Genomic DNA, 15,495 nt, shown 5'->3' with positions numbered 1-15,495 from the left:
CCGTGGCACGCACCACTCCTATCGAGCGCTACCGCAACTTCGGCATCATGGCTCACATCGATGCCGGCAAGACCACCACCACGGAGCGCATCCTGTTCTACACCGGCGTCAGTCACAAGATTGGCGAGGTGCACGACGGTGCAGCAACGATGGACTGGATGGAGCAGGAGCAGGAGCGCGGCATCACCATTACGTCGGCGGCAACGACGGCGTTCTGGAAGGGCATGGATCGTTCTTTGCCCGAGCACCGCTTCAACATCATCGACACCCCAGGACACGTGGACTTCACCATCGAAGTGGAGCGTTCGCTGCGCGTGCTCGACGGTGCGGTGTTCGTGCTCTGTGCCGTGGGTGGTGTGCAGCCGCAGTCCGAGACCGTTTGGCGTCAGGCCAACAAGTACAAGGTGCCGCGTCTCGCGTTCGTCAACAAGATGGACCGCACGGGCGCCAACTTCTACAAGGTGGTTGAACAGCTGAAGGCTCGCCTGGGTGCAAACCCGGTCACGATGCAGGTTCCGATCGGTGCCGAAGAGAACTTCGAAGGCGTGATCGACCTGCTCAAGATGAAGGCGATCATCTGGGACATGGAATCCCAGGGCATGAAGTTCGAGTACCAGGACATCCCGGCGAATCTCGCCGAGAAGGCTGTCGAGGCTCGTGGCACCATGGTCGAGTCGGCCGCGGAAGCGACCGAAGAGCTGATGAACAAGTACCTGGAAGAGGGTGACCTCACCGAGGAAGAGATCATTGCCGGTTTGCGTCAGCGCACGCTGGCCAGCGAGATCATCCCGGTCTTCTGCGGTACGGCGTTCAAGAACAAGGGCGTCCAGGCGATGCTCGACGCAGTGGTGAACCTGCTGCCGTCGCCCGCCGACCGTCCGCCGGTGGCTGGTCTCGACGAAGACGACAACGAAGCATCGCGCAAGGCCGACGACGCCGCGCCGTTCTCCGCGCTCGCGTTCAAGATCATGACCGATCCGTTCGTCGGCTCGTTGACCTTCTTCCGCGTCTACTCGGGCACGCTCAACGCTGGTGACCAGGTGTACAACCCGGTCAAGTCGAAGAAAGAGCGCATCGGCCGTATCCTGCAGATGCACGCGAACGAGCGTCAGGAACTGAAGGAAGTCCGCGCCGGCGATATCGCCGCGGCGGTTGGCCTGAAGGACGTGACTACCGGCGACACGCTGTGCGCGCAGGATCACATCATCACTCTGGAGCGCATGACGTTCCCGGAGCCGGTGATCTCGATGGCCGTCGAGCCGAAGACCAAGTCCGACCAGGAAAAGATGGGTGTCGCCCTCGGCCGTCTGGCTGCGGAAGATCCGTCGTTCCGCGTGCGTACGGACGAAGAGTCGGGCCAGACGATCATCTCGGGCATGGGCGAGCTTCACCTGGACATCCTGGTGGACCGCATGCGTCGCGAGTTCAACGTCGAGGCCAACGTCGGCAAGCCGCAGGTGGCTTATCGCGAAACGATTCGCTCGTCGGACGTCAAGTCGGACTACAAGCACGCCAAACAGTCGGGCGGTAAGGGTCAGTACGGTCACGTGGTGATCGAGCTGTCGCCGATGACCGAAGAAGACCGCAAGAGCACGGACGTCAAGAACGACTTCCTGTTCATCAACGACATCACCGGCGGCGTGATTCCGAAGGAGTTCATCCCGTCGGTTGAAAAGGGTCTGCGCGAAACCATCACCAGCGGCCCGCTGGCTGGATTCCCGGTGGTGAACGTGAAGGTCAAGCTGGTCTTCGGTTCGTACCACGACGTCGACTCGTCGGAAATGGCGTTTAAGCTCGCCGCATCGATGGCGTTCAAGCAGGGCTTCGCCAAGGCGTCGCCGGTTCTGCTCGAGCCGATCATGAAGGTCGAGGTGGTGACGCCCGAAGACTACGTCGGTGACGTCATGGGCGATCTGAGCCGTCGTCGTGGCCTGCTTCAGGGTCAGGATGACACGCCGTCGGGCAAGACCATCGACGCGATGGTCCCGCTGGGTGAGATGTTCGGTTATGCGACGACGATTCGCTCGCTGACCCAGGGTCGCGCCACCTTCACGATGGAATTCGACCATTACGCTGAAGCGCCGAACAACATCGCTGAGCAGGTCATGAAGAAGGCCTGATAAGGCCTTCCTCCCCACAACATACCGTTCTTTTCTAGAGGTTTAGAGTCATGGCAAAGGGTAAATTCGAACGCACCAAGCCGCACGTCAACGTCGGCACGATTGGTCACGTGGACCACGGCAAGACGACGCTGACGGCCGCGCTGACGAAGGTTGGCGCCGAGCGTTTTGGTGGCGAGTTCAAGGCATACGACGCGATCGACGCGGCGCCGGAAGAGAAGGCTCGTGGTATCACGATCTCGACCGCCCACGTGGAATACGAGTCGCCGATGCGCCATTACGCGCACGTGGATTGCCCGGGCCATGCTGACTACGTGAAGAACATGATCACGGGTGCCGCGCAGATGGACGGCGCGATCCTGGTGTGCTCGGCCGCTGACGGCCCGATGCCGCAGACCCGCGAACACATCCTGCTGTCGCGCCAGGTGGGCGTGCCGTACATCATCGTGTTCCTGAACAAGGCCGACATGGTGGACGACGCCGAGCTGCTCGAGCTGGTCGAGATGGAAGTACGCGAGCTGCTGAGCAAGTACGACTTCCCGGGCGACGACACGCCGATCATCCACGGTTCGGCGCTGAAGGCGCTGGAAGGTGATCAGAGCGAAATCGGCATACCGGCGATCATCAAGCTGGTGGATGCGCTGGACAGCTACATCCCCGAGCCGGTGCGCGTGATCGACAAGCCGTTCCTGATGCCGGTGGAAGACGTGTTCTCGATCTCGGGCCGCGGCACCGTGGTGACCGGTCGTATCGAGCGCGGCATCATCAAGGTCGGTGACGAAATCGAAGTGGTCGGCATCCGTCCGACCCAGAAGACCACCGTCACGGGCGTGGAAATGTTCCGCAAGTTGCTGGACCAGGGCCAGGCAGGCGACAACGCCGGTCTGCTGCTGCGTGGTCTGAAGCGCGACGACGTGGAGCGTGGTCAGGTGCTGGCCAAGCCAGGCTCGATCACCCCGCACACGGACTTCGAGGCTGAGGTGTACGTGCTGTCGAAGGACGAGGGTGGCCGTCATACGCCGTTCTTCAAGGGCTACCGTCCGCAGTTCTACTTCCGCACCACCGACGTGACGGGCGCTTGCCAGTTGCCGGATGGCGTGGAAATGGTGATGCCGGGCGACAACGTGAAGATGGTGGTGTCCCTGATCCACCCGATCGCGATGGACGAAGGCCTGCGCTTTGCTATTCGCGAAGGTGGCCGCACCGTCGGCGCCGGCGTGGTGGCCAAGGTCATCAAGTAAGTTCGAGTCGCCTCCACCGGCATGGTGGAGGCAGCCCGCAAGCTCGCCAACGGCGGGCTTGCGTGGCAGATTCAGCCGGAAGACGGCTTAGGGCTTCCTTCCGGTTGAATTTGCAGCTATAGTTAATGGCTTGCTCGTCGACAGCCCCAGAAGCTGGTCGACACCACTGCGAAATGAGGCACAGGATCGTGCTTCGAGTTCGCTGGCCCGGATGGCCAACTCGCAAGAAGAGCTCGGGTTACGAAGCGTGTGCTTTGTTGACCTGGGCATTTCGCGCGTTTTATACTTTTCCGTCTGGGCGGGCCCTTTTAGGGCCTGCCTAGTCTTTTAAAGTCAACCGTGCGGCATGAAGTCGCTCGCCGCGGTCGGCTTGTAGTGTTGTAGCGACAATGGGTTGTGCGGGGCGGCGAGAAGCCTTCCCGGTTCACAGTTTTTGTTCTTTCGATAAACAGGACACGGTTTATGGCGAACCAAAAGATTCGCATTCGGCTGAAGGCGTACGATCATCGTCTGATCGACCGTTCGGCCAGCGAAATCGTCGAGACGGCTAAGCGCACTGGGGCTACGGTTCTCGGTCCGATTCCGCTCCCGACCAAGATCGAGCGTTACACCATTCTGGTGTCGCCGCACGTCGACAAAGATGCCCGCGATCAGTACGAGACCCGTACGCACAAGCGCGTTTTGGACATCGTCGACCCCAACGACAAGACCGTGGACGCGCTCATGAAGCTTGATCTCGCCGCTGGCGTAGATGTTCAGATCAAGCTCGGCTGAGCGATAGATAGGATACGAAGATGAGTATCGGACTAGTTGGCCGCAAGTGCGGCATGAGCCGACTCTTCACTGAAGATGGACGGTCGATTCCGGTGACGCTGATTGAAGCCACCCCGAATCGCGTCACCCAGCTGAAGACGGAAGATAACGATGGCTACAGCGCTGTCCAGGTCGCGGCGGGCGTCAAGCGCGCCAGCCTGCTGACGCAGCCGCTGAAGGGTCACTACGCCAAGGCGAAGGTCGAGCCGGGTCGTGGTCTGTGGGAGTTCCGCGTGTCTGCCGATGATCTCGGCAAGTACGCTGTGGGCACCGAGATCAAGGCCGATGACGTGTTCCAGGTCGGTCAGATCGTTGACGTGGCCGGCGTGTCGAAGGGCAAGGGCTTCCAGGGCGCCATCAAGCGCCACCACTTCACCATGGGTGACGCTACCCACGGTAACTCGCTGTCGCATCGTGCGCCGGGTTCCATCGGTCAGCGTCAGACCCCGGGTCGCGTGTTCCCGGGTAAGAAGATGGCAGGCCACATGGGTGCGGTGAACCGTACGCAGCAGGGTCTGGAAGTGGTCAAGGTCGACGCCGAGCGTCATCTGATCGCGGTGAAGGGCGCGGTGCCGGGTGCTACCGGCAGCGACGTCATCATCCGTCCGACGACCAAGGGTTGAGGAGAGACGCCATGGAACTCAATGTTATTGGCGCCAAGCCGCTCAACGTGTCGGACGAAGTGTTCGGCGGTGAGCTCAAGCAGGCCCTAATCCACCAGGTCGTTGTCGCCTATCAGGCGGGCGGTCGTGCAGGTACCCAGTCGCAGCTTTCTCGCGGCGAGATGTCCGGTACCACCAAGAAGTTCAAGAAGCAGAAGGGCGGCGGCGCCCGTCACGGTGATTACCGTGCACCGATCTTTGTCGGTGGTGGCCGCACGTTCGCTGCCAAGCCGCGCAGCTACGAGCAGAAGGTCAACCGCAAGTCGTATCGCGTTGCCATTCGCTCGATCCTGTCGGAGCTGATCCGCCAGGACCGTCTGAAGGTCGTCGAGAGCTTCGGCATCGACAGCCCGAAGACCAAGGCGATGGTTGCCAAGTTGGCTGAGCTGCAGGTCTCGGGTCGTGTGCTGCTGGTGTCGGAAGACGCCAACGAAGCTACCTTCCTGGCCGCGCGCAACATCCCGTACATCCACGTGGTGGACGTGCTGGCTCTGAACCCGGTCAGCCTGGTCGGTTCGGACCACATCGTCATGACCGTCGATGCGGTGAAGAAGATCGAGGAGTGGCTGGCATGAGCAACGAACGCATTTTGGATACGCTGCGTGCGCCGCACATTTCGGAAAAGGCGGCTCGCCTTGCCGAGAAGAGCCAGTACGTATTCGTGGTTGCCCCCGAGGCAACCAAGGCCGATGTCCGCGCTGCGGTGGAACAGATGTTCGACGTCAAGGTCGAGCAGGTGAACCTCGTCAATGCCAAGGGCAAGGTTAAGTCCTTCCGTTTTCGCACTGGCAATCGCCAGGGCAAGCGCAAGGCCTATGTTCGCCTCGCCGATGGTCAGACCATCGACGTGTCGTCTAAGGCCTGAGCCAGGAGTTTTGTGAGATGGCATTAATTACTCATAAGCCGACCTCCCCAGGACGCCGCGACGCAGTCAGCGTCCGCACCGAGGGTCTGCACAAGGGCGCGCCGTACGCGGCGTTGACCGAGGCAAAGACCAAGAACGGCGGTCGCAACCACTACGGTCGCATCACCGTTCGTCACCAGGGTGGTGGTCACAAGCAGCGTTACCGCATCATCGACTTCAAGCGCGACAAGGAAGGCATTGCCGCCCGCGTCGAGCGCATTGAATACGATCCGAACCGCACCGCGCACATCGCGTTGCTGTGCTACGCCGACGGCGAGCGCCGCTACATCATCGCGCCGAAGGGCGTGCAGGCGGGTGACCGCCTGGTGTCGGGCAGCGACGCGCCGATCAAGGCTGGCAACAGCCTGCCGCTGCGTAGCATCCCGGTCGGTAGCACCATTCACTGCATCGAGATGAAGCCGGGCAAGGGCGCGCAGATTGCACGTTCCGCCGGTGCTTCGGTCCAGCTGGTCGCTCGCGAGTCGGGTTACGCCACGCTGCGTCTGCGCTCGGGCGAAATGCGCCGCGTGCCGGTCGACTGCCGCGCCACCATCGGCGAAGTCGGCAACAGCGAGCACAGCTTGAAGAAGCTGGGCAAGGCTGGCGCCAAGCGTTGGTTGGGTATTCGTCCGACCGTTCGCGGTGTGGTGATGAACCCGGTCGACCATCCGCATGGCGGTGGTGAAGGCAAAACCTCTGGCGGCCGTCATCCGGTCAGCCCGTGGGGCACGCCGACCAAGGGTTACAAGACGCGCAATAACAAGCGCACCCAGCAGTTCATCGTGCGTCGTCGCAAGTAATAGGAAACGATTATGCCGCGCTCTCTAAAGAAAGGTCCGTTTGTCGACCTGCACCTCGTAAAGAAGGTGGAAGCCGCCGTTTCCGCCAATAACAAGCGTCCGATCAAGACCTGGTCGCGTCGCTCGATGATCCTGCCGGAGATGGTTGGTCTGACCATCGCCATCCACAATGGCCGCCAGCATGTCCCCGTGCTGGTCAACGAGAACATGGTCGGGCACAAGCTCGGCGAGTTCGCGGTGACCCGTACCTTCAAGGGCCATGGCGGCGACAAGAAGGGCAAGTGATGAGCACTGAAGCCAAAGCGATCCTGCGCAGCGCCCGCATTTCGGCGCAGAAGGCACGCCTGGTTGCCGATCTGGTCCGCGGTATGCCCGTGGGCCGGGCCAGCGATGTGCTGCAATTCACCAACAAGAAAGCCGCAACCCTTGTTCGCAAGGTGCTGCTGTCGGCCGTCGCCAACGCTGAGAACAACCTCGGCGCTGACGTGGACGACTTGAAGGTCTCGCGCATCTTCGTGGACGAAGGTCCGGCGATGAAGCGTATGCACGCCCGCGCCAAAGGCCGCGGTTCCCGCATCCTGAAGCGCACGAGCCACATCACTGTGGTCGTTGGCAACTGACTGAGGACGTAGACGATGGGTCATAAAGTTCATCCCACCGGTATCCGCCTCGGCATTGCCAAGGACTGGAACTCGAAGTGGTACGCCAATAAGGGCGAATACGCCCAGTACCTCGTGGCCGACCTTAAGGTCCGCGAGATGCTGCGCAAGAAGCTGGCTCAGGCCGGCATTTCGAAAATCCTCATCGAGCGTCCGGCCAAGACCGCACGCGTGACGATTCACACCGCCCGTCCGGGCGTGGTGATCGGCAAGAAGGGCGAGGATATCGAGAAGCTGCGCAAGGAAGTGAGCGACATGTTGGGCGTTCCGGCGCACATCAATGTCAGCGAAGTGCGCAAGCCTGAGCTGGACGCACAGCTGGTTGCCGAATCGATCGCGCAGCAGCTGGAGCGTCGCATCATGTTCCGCCGCGCCATGAAGCGTGCGGTCGGCAACGCGATGCGCCTCGGCGCCCTGGGTATCAAGATCAATGTCTCTGGTCGTCTGAACGGCGCTGAGATTGCCCGTTCCGAATGGAGCCGCGAAGGTCGCGTGCCGCTGCATACGCTGCGCGCCGACATCGACTACGGCTTCGCCGAGGCGAAGACCACCTACGGCATCATTGGCATCAAGGTGTGGGTCTATAAGGGCGAGATCTTTGATCTTGCTCAGGCCAGCCAAGAGTCGAAGGAAGAGCAGTCCCAGCCGCGCCGTGAGGGTGGTGAGGGTCGTCGTGATGCGCGTCGCGAGGGCGGTGAAGGCCGTCGCGAGCGGACGGCGAAGTAAGGAGAGTTGCCATGCTGCAACCTAAGCGAACCAAATACCGTAAGCAGTTCAAGGGCCGTAACGACGGTCTGGCTTTCTGCTCCAATCTCGTCAGCTTTGGCGAGTATGGCCTGAAGGCAACCACGCACGGCATGCTCACCGCACGCCAGATCGAGGCCGCCCGTCGTTGCATCACCCGCTTCGTCAAGCGTGGTGGCAAGCTCTGGATCCGTGTATACCCCGACAAGCCGATCACCAAGAAGCCCATTGAAGTTCGAATGGGTGCAGGTAAGGGTGGCGTCGAGTACTGGGTAGCTCCGATCCAGCCGGGCCGCATGCTTTATGAAATCGAGGGTATCGACGAGGCCACCGCACGCGAGGCGTTCCGCCTGGCCGCGGCCAAGCTCTCGATCCAGACCCAATTCGTGACCCGGGCGGTGATGTGATATGGCCATCAAAGAACTAACCACCAAGACGGCCGAAGAGCTGAACAAGCATCTGCTGGATCTGCGTAAAGAGCAGTTCAACCTGCGTATGCAGAAAGGCACCGGCCAGCTCAACCAGCCGCACCAGCTGCGCCGCGTTCGGCGCGACATCGCCCGCACGAAGTTCGTGCTCGGCGGCAAGAAGTAAGGGACGGCCGATATGAGCGACACCAAAAAACAGACGCGCACCCTTGAGGGCCGCGTCATCAGCAACAAGATGGACAAGACGGTCACCGTCCTGATCGAGCGCCAGGAACAGCATCCGCTGATCGGCAAGATCATTCGACGTTCGACCAAGCTTCATGCGCAGGACGACCTGGGCGCGAACGAGGGTGACCTCGTCCGCATCGCAGAGTGCCGTCCCTTGTCCAAGACCAAACATCACCGCGTGGTTGAAATCATCACACGCGCTGCCGTCTAAGGGAGGCTGCAAACATGATCCAGATGCAAAGCACGCTTTCCGCAGCGGACAACAGCGGCGCACGTGAACTGATGTGCATCAAGGTGCTCGGCGGCTCCAAGCGTCGTTACGCCGGAATCGGTGACGTGATCAAAGTCACCGTGAAAGATGCCATCCCCCGTGGCAAGGTGAAGAAGGGCGAGGTGTACAACGCCGTGGTGGTTCGTACCGCCAAGGGTGTGCGCCGTCCCGATGGCTCGCTGATCCGTTTCGACGGCAATGCAGCGGTCCTCCTCAACAACAAGCTCGAGCCGATCGGAACCCGTATTTTCGGGCCGGTCACTCGCGAGCTGCGCAGCGAGAAGTTCATGAAGATCGTCTCTCTCGCACCCGAAGTGCTCTGAGCGGAGATCAGACCATGAACCGTATCCGCAAGGGTGATCAGGTCCTCGTGATCACTGGCAAAAACAAGGGTCAGCGCGGCGACGTGCTGCGCGTTGATGGCGATCGCGTGTTCGTCTCCAACGTGAATCTGATCAAGCGTCACACCAAGCCGAATCCGCAGGCCAACCAGGCCGGCGGCATCGTCGAGCGTGAGGCTTCGATCCATCTCTCCAACGTGCAGCTGTTCAACCCCGCCACGAACAAGGGTGAACGCGTAGGTGCCAAGACGCTCTCTGATGGGCGCAAGGTCCGCGTGTTCCGTTCGTCTGGCGAGGTCGTGGACGCGTAAGGAATCAATCATGACGCGCCTTGAAACTTTTTATAAAGACCAGGTAGTGCAGAAGCTCACTGAGCGCTTCGGCTACGAGAACGTGATGCAGGTTCCCCGCATCACCAAGATCACGCTGAACATGGGCGTGGGCGAAGCGGCGGGCAACAAGAAAGTGCTCGAGAACGCCGTGGCCGATATGGCCAAGATCGCCGGTCAGAAGCCGATCACGACCAAGGCGCGCGTTTCCGTCGCCTCGTTCAAGATCCGCGACGGCTGGCCGATCGGTTGCAAGGTCACCTTGCGCCGCGCCCAGATGTGGGAGTTCCTCGACCGCCTGATCAACATCTCGTTGCCGCGTACGCGCGACTTCCGCGGTGTGTCCGGTCGCGCCTTCGACGGCCGTGGCAACTACAACTTCGGTGTGAAGGAACAGATCATCTTCCCCGAAATCGATTTCGACGCGATCGACGCGCTGCGTGGCATGGATATCTCCATCACCACCACCGCCAAGAGCGACGAAGAAGCCAAGGCGCTGCTGGAAGCTTTCAGCTTCCCGTTCCGCAACTGATACACGCGAGAGATACCTATGGCAAAGACCTCGATGGTCAACCGCGATATCAAGCGGACCAAGCTCGTCAAGAAGTACGCCGCCAAGCGCGCCGAATTCAAGGCGATTGTGCTGAGCCCCACCGCCTCCTATGAGGAGAAGATGGACGCCCAGACCAAGCTGCAGAAGCTGCCGCGCGACGCGAGCCCGTCTCGCCAGCGCACCCGCTGCGCTCTGACGGGTCGTCCGCGCGCCGTGTACCAGAAGTTCGGCCTTGGCCGTAACAAGCTGCGCGAAGCCACCATGCGTGGCGACGTTCCTGGCCTGCGCAAGGCCAGCTGGTAAGACCTCAAACTGAGGGATGACGGGCTACGGTCCGTCGTCACTCGATGCAGCGGCGGGCCCGTGCCTGCCGTTGTTGGTGCGACTGACGCACCGATGTTCGCAAAACCGGAAAAAGCTGCTATAGTCGACGGTCTGCATCAAGCAGACCGGCGTTATGCCGGCACACAATTGAATTGATTTCCGGTTTTTCGGATATCGGTGCACTCTGAAGGATGTTTTCATGAGCATGACTGATCCCATCGCCGATCTGTTTACGCGCATTCGCAATGCCCAGCTCACGGGCAAGCCGGCCGTAAACATGCCATCGTCGAAGGTGAAGGTGGCGATCGCCAACCTTCTCAAGAATGAGGGCTATATCCTCGACGCCAAGACCTCCTCCGAGGAGGGCAAGCCGGTGCTCGAGATCAAGCTCAAGTATTTCGAAGGCCGTCCGGCCATCGAGACCATTAGCCGTATCAGCCGCTCCGGCCTGCGCGTTTATCGCGGCAAGGACGAGTTGCCGAAGGTGCTTGGCGGTCTCGGTATTTCGATCATCTCGACTTCTGCCGGTCTGCTGACCGACGCGCAGGCCCGTGCCAAGGGTCTGGGCGGCGAAGTCATCGGTCTGGTCGCATAAGGAGCCGACGATGTCCCGTGTTGCCAAGAAACCGATTTCTCTGCCGAAGGGCGTCGAGCTGAAGGTCGATGCCAATGGCGTCACCGTGAAGGGCGCCAAGGGCACCCTGTCGATGCACGCGCTCCCCGGTGCTTCCGTTAGCGTCACCGACGGCGTGGCGAACATCCAGGTCGCCGAAGGCGCCGACGACAAGTTCGGCGGAACCTTGCGTGCGCTGCTCGCCAATATGGTCAAGGGCGTGTCCGACGGTTACGAGCGCAAGCTCGAGCTGGTCGGCGTGGGTTACCGCGCCTCAATGGCTGGCAAGTCGCTGAATATCGCCCTGGGCTTCTCCCACCCGGTAGTGTTCGAAGCGCCGGAAGGCATCAGCATCGAAACCCCGACGCAGACCGAAATCCTGATCAAGGGTTTCGACAAGCAGCGCGTGGGTGAGGTGGCTGCCAAGATCCGCTCGTTCCGTCCGCCGGAGCCTTATAAGGGCAAGGGCGTCCGTTACTCGGGCGAGAAGATCACGCTGAAGGAAGCCAAGAAGGCGTAAGTGAGTTAGTACGCTGTCCCTGCGTGTGGGAGCGGCCATCCATGGCCGCACTCTTCACAAAGAGCCTCTACCAGCTACTTGCCGATCCGCTTCCAGGAATTATGACTATGAACAAGAACGAATCCCGTCTGCGTCGCGCCAAGTCGACCCGCTCGCACATCCGCACGCTCGGCGTTGCGCGTCTGTCGGTGCATCGCACCGGTCAGCACCTGTATGCGCAGGTGTTCGACGCTACCGGCAAGAACGTGGTGGCTGCGGCCTCCACGGTGCAGAAGTCGCTGGCAGAAGGCCTGAAGGGCACCAAGAATCTTGAGGCGGCTGTGGCCGTCGGCAAGGCGGTGGCTGAGCGCGCGCTGGCTGCTGGTATTGAAGCTGTGGCGTTCGATCGCTCGGGCTTCCGTTACCACGGTCGCATCAAGGCTTTGGCCGATGCGGCTCGCGAAGCCGGCTTGAAGTTCTAAGCCGGTCGGGGTTGGGTGCCGGCAACCGCCGGCACTTGATTCCACCTGAAGTACCTACAACTCCAAGCGGCTCAGCCGCAAGCAAAGTCCCGGTTCGCCGGGCACACGGAAAAGAACATGTCTTCTACCGATCGCGAAAATTCAGACGGCCTGCTCGAAAAGCTGATCGCCGTCAACCGCGTGGCCAAGACCGTTAAGGGTGGCCGCCAGATGAGCTTCACCGCGCTGACTGTTGTCGGTGATGGCGAAGGTCGTGTGGGTTTTGGTTATGGCAAGGCGCGTGAAGTGCCGGTCGCCATCTCCAAGGCCATGGAACGCGCCCGCCGCAACATGGTGAGCATCGATCTCAACAACGGCACCCTGTGGTACGCCATCAAGGCCAACCACGGTGCAGCCCGCGTCTTCATGCAGCCGGCTTCCGAAGGTACTGGCGTGATCGCCGGTGGCGCCATGCGCGCTGTGCTGGAAGTGGTCGGTGTGAAGAACGTGCTGGCCAAGGCCGTCGGTTCGCGCAACCCGATCAACCTGGTGCGCGCCACCATCAAGGGCCTGCAGGCCGTTGCCTCGCCGAAGCAGATCGCTGCCAAGCGCGGCAAGACCCTGGAAGAGGTGCTGGGCAATGGCTAAGAACAACGAAACCGCCGCCACCGTGCGCGTGCGCCTGGTCAAAGGCCTGCGCGGTGTGCAGAGCCGCCATCGCCTGAGCGTGAAGGCGCTCGGCCTGAGCAAGCTCAACGATGTCCGTGAATTGAAGGACAGCCCGCAGGTGCGTGGCTTGATCAATACGGTCTATTACCTCGTGCGGGTTGAGGAGTAAGCATCATGCGTCTTAATGACATCAAGCCGGCCGCCGGTTCCCGCAAGACCCGCCTTCGCGTGGGTCGCGGTATCGGTTCGGGCCTGGGCAAGACCGCTGGTCGCGGTCACAAGGGTCAGCACGCTCGCGCGGGCGGCACCCACAAGTACGGTTTCGAAGGCGGTCAGATGCCGCTGCAGCGCCGCCTGCCGAAGGTCGGTTTCCGTTCGCTGAAGAAGGCCGAGAGCCAGGAAGTTTTCCTGTATCAGCTCGCCTCCCTCAAGGCTGACGTGATCGACGCGATCGTCCTGCACCAGGCCGGTCTCATCGACAGTCGCGCCAAGAAGGTCAAGGTCGTCGCCAAGGGCGAGATCGGCCGCGCAGTGAAGCTCTCTGGCGTGCTCGCCACGGCCGGTGCCAAGGCAGCTATCGAAGCTGCCGGCGGCAGCGTGGAGTAATCGAAGTGGCGTCAGCCCAGGGCACATCGCTCGGATCGCTTGGCAAGCTGACGGAACTGCGTCAGCGCATCTTCTTTGTGATTGGTGCGCTGATCGTTTTTCGTCTCGGTTCCTTCATCCCGGTTCCCGGTGTCAACCCGGAAGCCATGACGAACCTCATCGAGCAGGGCGGCGGCTTGATGAACATGTTCAACATGTTCTCGGGTGGCTCGCTGGCACGCTTCTCGGTGTTCGCACTCGGCGTGGTGCCTTACATCTCGGCATCCATCGTGGTGCAGATGATGGGTTCGGTGATCCCGAGCCTGCAGGCTCTACGCAAGGAAGGTGAGGCCGGTCGTCGCAAGATGACCACCTACACCCGCTTTGGTACGGTGGGTCTGGCGGCGTTCCAGGCTTTCAGCATCGCCATGGCGTTGCAGAAGCAAACGGCTCTGGGTGGCGCACCGGTGGTGTATACGCCTGGCATGGGTTTCGTCATGTCGTCGGTGGTTGGCCTGACGGCCGGCACGATGTTCCTGATGTGGCTGGGTGAGCAGATCACCGAGCGCGGTATCGGCAACGGCATTTCGCTGCTGATCTTCGCCGGTATCGTCTCCGGCCTGCCGGGTGCGGTGGCGCATACGCTGACCATGGCAAGCAATGGCGAGCTGTCCGTGATCAAGATGATCATGGTGGCGGGTCTGATTCTCGCGGTCACGGCGTTCGTGGTCTTCATGGAGCGCGCCCAGCGGCGGATTACCGTGAACTACGCACGGCGCTCCGGCGGGCAGCGGGCCTATATGAACCAGACCTCGCATTTGCCGCTCAAGATCAATATGGCGGGTGTGATTCCGCCGATTTTCGCCTCGAGCTTGCTGCTGTTCCCGGCAACCGCGGCGAGCTGGTTCGGCGCAGGGCATCAATCACGCTGGGTGCAGGAACTGACCCAGGCGTTGACCCCCGGCGAGCCCCTGTACGACATCGTCTTCGCGGTGCTGGTGATCACGTTTGCCTTCTTCTATACGGCGATCGTGTTCAACTCCCAGGAGACGGCGGACAATCTCAAGCGCTCTGGCGCTCTGATTCCGGGCATCCGTCCGGGCCGCTCTACGGCGGACTACATCGACAACGTCATGACCCGTCTCACCGGTGTCGGCGCGCTGTACCTGGTGATGGTCTGTCTGGTTCCATCGTTCATGCAAAAAGCTTGGCACGTCCCGTTCTACTTCGGCGGCACCTCTCTGCTGATCGTGGTGGTTGTGGTGATGGATTTCACTGCTCAGGTGCAGGCGCACTTGGTCAGTCACCAGTACGAAAGTCTGCTCAAGAAGGCCAATCTCCGCCGCAACTGATGGCTGCTGGGGTGGTAGAGCTTGGTCCGGATCGGAGAGTGGCGGCACCTGGGTGCCGCAGGGCTTTCCTGTTGGGTTAATTAAGGTTAGAATTGCGCGTTTACCGCGCACGAAACGCATCGGAGAAAGTACATCATGGCGCGCATCGCGGGTGTCAATTTGCCAGTCCAGAAACATGTCTGGGTTGGCCTGCAAAGCATTTTCGGCATCGGCCGCAGCCGGGCCAAGAAGGTCTGTGTGGACGCTGGCGTGGTTCCCACCACGCAAATCAAGTCCCTCAGCGAGGGCGAGGTGGAGAAGCTCCGCCACGAGATCGGCAAGTATGTTGTCGAAGGCGACCTGCGCCGTGAAGTCGGTATCGCTATCAAGCGTCTGATGGATCTGGGTTGCTACCGTGGCCTGCGTCATCGCCGCGGTCTGCCGGTGCGCGGCCAGCGCACGCGTACCAACGCACGTACCCGCAAGGGTCCTCGTCGCGCGATCAAGAAGTAACGGATCCTAAATATGGCTAAGCCGGTCAAGACCAAGAAGAAGATCAAGCGCGTTGTCACGGATGCCGTGGCCCACGTGCAAGCCTCCTTCAACAACACCATCGTCACCATCACCGATCGCCAGGGCAACGCTCTGTCGTGGGCTACTGCTGGCGGCGCGGGTTTCCGCGGCTCGCGCAAGTCCACGCCGTTCGCTGCCCAGGTGGCCGCCGAAAAGGCTGGCCGCGCCGCAGGCGATTACGGTGTGAAGACCGTGGAAGTGCGCATCAAGGGCCCTGGCCCGGGCCGTGAGTCGGCCGTGCGTTCGCTGAATGCCTTGGGCTACAAGGTGCTCAACATCATCGATGTCACGCCGATTCCGCATAACGGCTGCCGTCCCCCCAAGAAGCGTCGAGTCTAAGGAGCATA

General features: G+C 61.3%; 26 protein-coding genes. All 26 read left to right on the top strand.

Annotation, left to right across the window (positions count from 1 at the left end; all coding sequences use genetic code 11):
* Positions 1 to 2 precede the first annotated feature (2 nt).
* The 26 genes from fusA (at position 3) to rpsK (ending at position 15,487) form a co-directional block, all read left to right on the top strand.
* Positions 3 to 2,120, top strand: a complete 2,118-nt coding sequence (gene fusA, locus ACT01B_RS16230; protein ID WP_445144260.1) for an elongation factor G — start codon at positions 3 to 5, stop codon at positions 2,118 to 2,120.
* Between the two features lie 50 nt (positions 2,121 to 2,170).
* Complete coding sequence (gene tuf / locus ACT01B_RS16225; protein WP_445144259.1) at positions 2,171 to 3,361, top strand: elongation factor Tu; 1,191 nt, start codon at positions 2,171 to 2,173, stop codon at positions 3,359 to 3,361.
* A gap of 462 nt (positions 3,362 to 3,823) precedes the next feature.
* The gene (rpsJ, locus tag ACT01B_RS16220) at positions 3,824 to 4,135 is read left to right on the top strand and encodes a 30S ribosomal protein S10 (RefSeq protein WP_017461875.1); all 312 of its coding nucleotides are present in this window, start codon (positions 3,824 to 3,826) and stop codon (positions 4,133 to 4,135) included.
* Between the two features lie 20 nt (positions 4,136 to 4,155).
* On the top strand, positions 4,156 to 4,797 hold the full coding sequence (gene rplC, locus ACT01B_RS16215) for a 50S ribosomal protein L3 (RefSeq protein WP_445144258.1): 642 nt from the start codon (positions 4,156 to 4,158) through the stop codon (positions 4,795 to 4,797).
* Between the two features lie 11 nt (positions 4,798 to 4,808).
* Positions 4,809 to 5,411: a 50S ribosomal protein L4 gene (gene rplD / locus ACT01B_RS16210; RefSeq protein WP_090454229.1), complete on the top strand. Its 603-nt coding sequence runs from the start codon at positions 4,809 to 4,811 to the stop codon at positions 5,409 to 5,411.
* On the top strand, positions 5,408 to 5,701 hold the full coding sequence (gene rplW / locus ACT01B_RS16205) for a 50S ribosomal protein L23 (RefSeq protein ID WP_445144257.1): 294 nt from the start codon (positions 5,408 to 5,410) through the stop codon (positions 5,699 to 5,701). The genes rplD and rplW overlap by 4 nt, the downstream gene beginning before the upstream one ends.
* Before the next feature lie 17 nt (positions 5,702 to 5,718).
* Positions 5,719 to 6,540: a 50S ribosomal protein L2 gene (gene rplB, locus ACT01B_RS16200; protein ID WP_445144256.1), complete on the top strand. Its 822-nt coding sequence runs from the start codon at positions 5,719 to 5,721 to the stop codon at positions 6,538 to 6,540.
* A 12-nt stretch (positions 6,541 to 6,552) separates the two neighbouring features.
* Positions 6,553 to 6,825, top strand: a complete 273-nt coding sequence (rpsS, locus tag ACT01B_RS16195; RefSeq protein ID WP_017461870.1) for a 30S ribosomal protein S19 — start codon at positions 6,553 to 6,555, stop codon at positions 6,823 to 6,825.
* Positions 6,825 to 7,160: a 50S ribosomal protein L22 gene (gene rplV, locus ACT01B_RS16190; RefSeq protein WP_445144255.1), complete on the top strand. Its 336-nt coding sequence runs from the start codon at positions 6,825 to 6,827 to the stop codon at positions 7,158 to 7,160. The genes rpsS and rplV overlap by 1 nt, the downstream gene beginning before the upstream one ends.
* Positions 7,161 to 7,175: 15 nt before the next feature.
* Complete coding sequence (gene rpsC / locus ACT01B_RS16185; RefSeq protein ID WP_445144254.1) at positions 7,176 to 7,925, top strand: 30S ribosomal protein S3; 750 nt, start codon at positions 7,176 to 7,178, stop codon at positions 7,923 to 7,925.
* An 11-nt stretch (positions 7,926 to 7,936) separates the two neighbouring features.
* Positions 7,937 to 8,350, top strand: coding sequence for a 50S ribosomal protein L16 (gene rplP / locus ACT01B_RS16180; protein ID WP_266183059.1), 414 nt, complete (start codon positions 7,937 to 7,939; stop codon positions 8,348 to 8,350).
* A gap of 1 nt (position 8,351) precedes the next feature.
* On the top strand, positions 8,352 to 8,537 hold the full coding sequence (rpmC, locus tag ACT01B_RS16175; protein WP_266151954.1) for a 50S ribosomal protein L29: 186 nt from the start codon (positions 8,352 to 8,354) through the stop codon (positions 8,535 to 8,537).
* A gap of 12 nt (positions 8,538 to 8,549) precedes the next feature.
* Positions 8,550 to 8,810 (top strand): 30S ribosomal protein S17, encoded by a 261-nt coding sequence (gene rpsQ / locus ACT01B_RS16170; RefSeq protein WP_445144253.1) that lies wholly within the window; start codon positions 8,550 to 8,552, stop codon positions 8,808 to 8,810.
* A gap of 14 nt (positions 8,811 to 8,824) precedes the next feature.
* Complete coding sequence (gene rplN, locus ACT01B_RS16165; RefSeq protein ID WP_266183056.1) at positions 8,825 to 9,193, top strand: 50S ribosomal protein L14; 369 nt, start codon at positions 8,825 to 8,827, stop codon at positions 9,191 to 9,193.
* Positions 9,194 to 9,207: 14 nt separating this feature from the next.
* A complete protein-coding gene (rplX, locus tag ACT01B_RS16160; RefSeq protein WP_445144252.1) occupies positions 9,208 to 9,522 on the top strand; it encodes a 50S ribosomal protein L24 in 315 nt (104 codons plus the stop codon).
* Between the two features lie 7 nt (positions 9,523 to 9,529).
* Positions 9,530 to 10,072: a 50S ribosomal protein L5 gene (rplE, locus tag ACT01B_RS16155; protein WP_445147506.1), complete on the top strand. Its 543-nt coding sequence runs from the start codon at positions 9,530 to 9,532 to the stop codon at positions 10,070 to 10,072.
* Positions 10,073 to 10,090: 18 nt separating this feature from the next.
* On the top strand, positions 10,091 to 10,396 hold the full coding sequence (gene rpsN, locus ACT01B_RS16150; RefSeq protein ID WP_445144251.1) for a 30S ribosomal protein S14: 306 nt from the start codon (positions 10,091 to 10,093) through the stop codon (positions 10,394 to 10,396).
* Positions 10,397 to 10,616: 220 nt separating this feature from the next.
* The gene (gene rpsH / locus ACT01B_RS16145) at positions 10,617 to 11,012 is read left to right on the top strand and encodes a 30S ribosomal protein S8 (protein ID WP_445144250.1); all 396 of its coding nucleotides are present in this window, start codon (positions 10,617 to 10,619) and stop codon (positions 11,010 to 11,012) included.
* Positions 11,013 to 11,022: 10 nt separating this feature from the next.
* A complete protein-coding gene (rplF, locus tag ACT01B_RS16140) occupies positions 11,023 to 11,550 on the top strand; it encodes a 50S ribosomal protein L6 (protein ID WP_445144249.1) in 528 nt (175 codons plus the stop codon).
* 101 nt (positions 11,551 to 11,651) lie between these two features.
* Positions 11,652 to 12,011, top strand: a complete 360-nt coding sequence (rplR, locus tag ACT01B_RS16135; RefSeq protein WP_445144248.1) for a 50S ribosomal protein L18 — start codon at positions 11,652 to 11,654, stop codon at positions 12,009 to 12,011.
* Positions 12,012 to 12,128: 117 nt separating this feature from the next.
* Complete coding sequence (rpsE, locus tag ACT01B_RS16130) at positions 12,129 to 12,638, top strand: 30S ribosomal protein S5 (protein WP_445144247.1); 510 nt, start codon at positions 12,129 to 12,131, stop codon at positions 12,636 to 12,638.
* On the top strand, positions 12,631 to 12,828 hold the full coding sequence (gene rpmD, locus ACT01B_RS16125) for a 50S ribosomal protein L30 (RefSeq protein WP_046972898.1): 198 nt from the start codon (positions 12,631 to 12,633) through the stop codon (positions 12,826 to 12,828). Before rpsE ends, rpmD begins: the two co-directional genes overlap by 8 nt.
* A 5-nt stretch (positions 12,829 to 12,833) precedes the next feature.
* Positions 12,834 to 13,265 (top strand): 50S ribosomal protein L15, encoded by a 432-nt coding sequence (gene rplO / locus ACT01B_RS16120; protein WP_266151946.1) that lies wholly within the window; start codon positions 12,834 to 12,836, stop codon positions 13,263 to 13,265.
* A 5-nt stretch (positions 13,266 to 13,270) separates the two neighbouring features.
* On the top strand, positions 13,271 to 14,596 hold the full coding sequence (gene secY / locus ACT01B_RS16115; RefSeq protein ID WP_445144246.1) for a preprotein translocase subunit SecY: 1,326 nt from the start codon (positions 13,271 to 13,273) through the stop codon (positions 14,594 to 14,596).
* Between the two features lie 135 nt (positions 14,597 to 14,731).
* Positions 14,732 to 15,088 (top strand): 30S ribosomal protein S13, encoded by a 357-nt coding sequence (gene rpsM, locus ACT01B_RS16110; RefSeq protein WP_445144245.1) that lies wholly within the window; start codon positions 14,732 to 14,734, stop codon positions 15,086 to 15,088.
* Positions 15,089 to 15,100: 12 nt separating this feature from the next.
* Entirely contained in the window at positions 15,101 to 15,487 is a 387-nt protein-coding gene (gene rpsK / locus ACT01B_RS16105) for a 30S ribosomal protein S11 (RefSeq protein ID WP_007513384.1), read from the top strand.
* Positions 15,488 to 15,495: the final 8 nt, after the last annotated feature.

Source organism: Dyella sp. Tek66A03 (genome assembly GCF_052567735.1).
The sequence above is the reverse complement of the archived record's forward strand: the minus strand, read 5'-3'. Positions and strand labels throughout refer to the sequence as shown.

Bases quoted from the DNA above. Each gene is read 5' to 3' on its own strand.
- rpmD (WP_046972898.1), top strand. From the start codon at position 12,631: ATGGCTAAGAACAACGAAACCGCCGCCACCGTGCGCGTGCGCCTGGTC.
- rplO (WP_266151946.1), top strand. From the start codon at position 12,834: ATGCGTCTTAATGACATCAAGCCGGCCGCCGGTTCCCGCAAGACCCGC.
- rpmC (WP_266151954.1), top strand. From the start codon at position 8,352: ATGGCCATCAAAGAACTAACCACCAAGACGGCCGAAGAGCTGAACAAG.
- rplR (WP_445144248.1), top strand. From the start codon at position 11,652: ATGACTATGAACAAGAACGAATCCCGTCTGCGTCGCGCCAAGTCGACC.
- rplB (WP_445144256.1), top strand. From the start codon at position 5,719: ATGGCATTAATTACTCATAAGCCGACCTCCCCAGGACGCCGCGACGCA.
- rpsQ (WP_445144253.1), top strand. From the start codon at position 8,550: ATGAGCGACACCAAAAAACAGACGCGCACCCTTGAGGGCCGCGTCATC.
- rpsS (WP_017461870.1), top strand. From the start codon at position 6,553: ATGCCGCGCTCTCTAAAGAAAGGTCCGTTTGTCGACCTGCACCTCGTA.
- rplN (WP_266183056.1), top strand. From the start codon at position 8,825: ATGATCCAGATGCAAAGCACGCTTTCCGCAGCGGACAACAGCGGCGCA.
- rpsC (WP_445144254.1), top strand. From the start codon at position 7,176: ATGGGTCATAAAGTTCATCCCACCGGTATCCGCCTCGGCATTGCCAAG.
- rpsK (WP_007513384.1), top strand. From the start codon at position 15,101: ATGGCTAAGCCGGTCAAGACCAAGAAGAAGATCAAGCGCGTTGTCACG.
- tuf (WP_445144259.1), top strand. From the start codon at position 2,171: ATGGCAAAGGGTAAATTCGAACGCACCAAGCCGCACGTCAACGTCGGC.
- rplV (WP_445144255.1), top strand. From the start codon at position 6,825: ATGAGCACTGAAGCCAAAGCGATCCTGCGCAGCGCCCGCATTTCGGCG.
- rpsJ (WP_017461875.1), top strand. From the start codon at position 3,824: ATGGCGAACCAAAAGATTCGCATTCGGCTGAAGGCGTACGATCATCGT.
- rplP (WP_266183059.1), top strand. From the start codon at position 7,937: ATGCTGCAACCTAAGCGAACCAAATACCGTAAGCAGTTCAAGGGCCGT.
- rplF (WP_445144249.1), top strand. From the start codon at position 11,023: ATGTCCCGTGTTGCCAAGAAACCGATTTCTCTGCCGAAGGGCGTCGAG.
- rplC (WP_445144258.1), top strand. From the start codon at position 4,156: ATGAGTATCGGACTAGTTGGCCGCAAGTGCGGCATGAGCCGACTCTTC.
- rpsH (WP_445144250.1), top strand. From the start codon at position 10,617: ATGAGCATGACTGATCCCATCGCCGATCTGTTTACGCGCATTCGCAAT.
- rpsE (WP_445144247.1), top strand. From the start codon at position 12,129: ATGTCTTCTACCGATCGCGAAAATTCAGACGGCCTGCTCGAAAAGCTG.
- rpsM (WP_445144245.1), top strand. From the start codon at position 14,732: ATGGCGCGCATCGCGGGTGTCAATTTGCCAGTCCAGAAACATGTCTGG.
- rpsN (WP_445144251.1), top strand. From the start codon at position 10,091: ATGGCAAAGACCTCGATGGTCAACCGCGATATCAAGCGGACCAAGCTC.
- rplW (WP_445144257.1), top strand. From the start codon at position 5,408: ATGAGCAACGAACGCATTTTGGATACGCTGCGTGCGCCGCACATTTCG.
- rplX (WP_445144252.1), top strand. From the start codon at position 9,208: ATGAACCGTATCCGCAAGGGTGATCAGGTCCTCGTGATCACTGGCAAA.
- rplD (WP_090454229.1), top strand. From the start codon at position 4,809: ATGGAACTCAATGTTATTGGCGCCAAGCCGCTCAACGTGTCGGACGAA.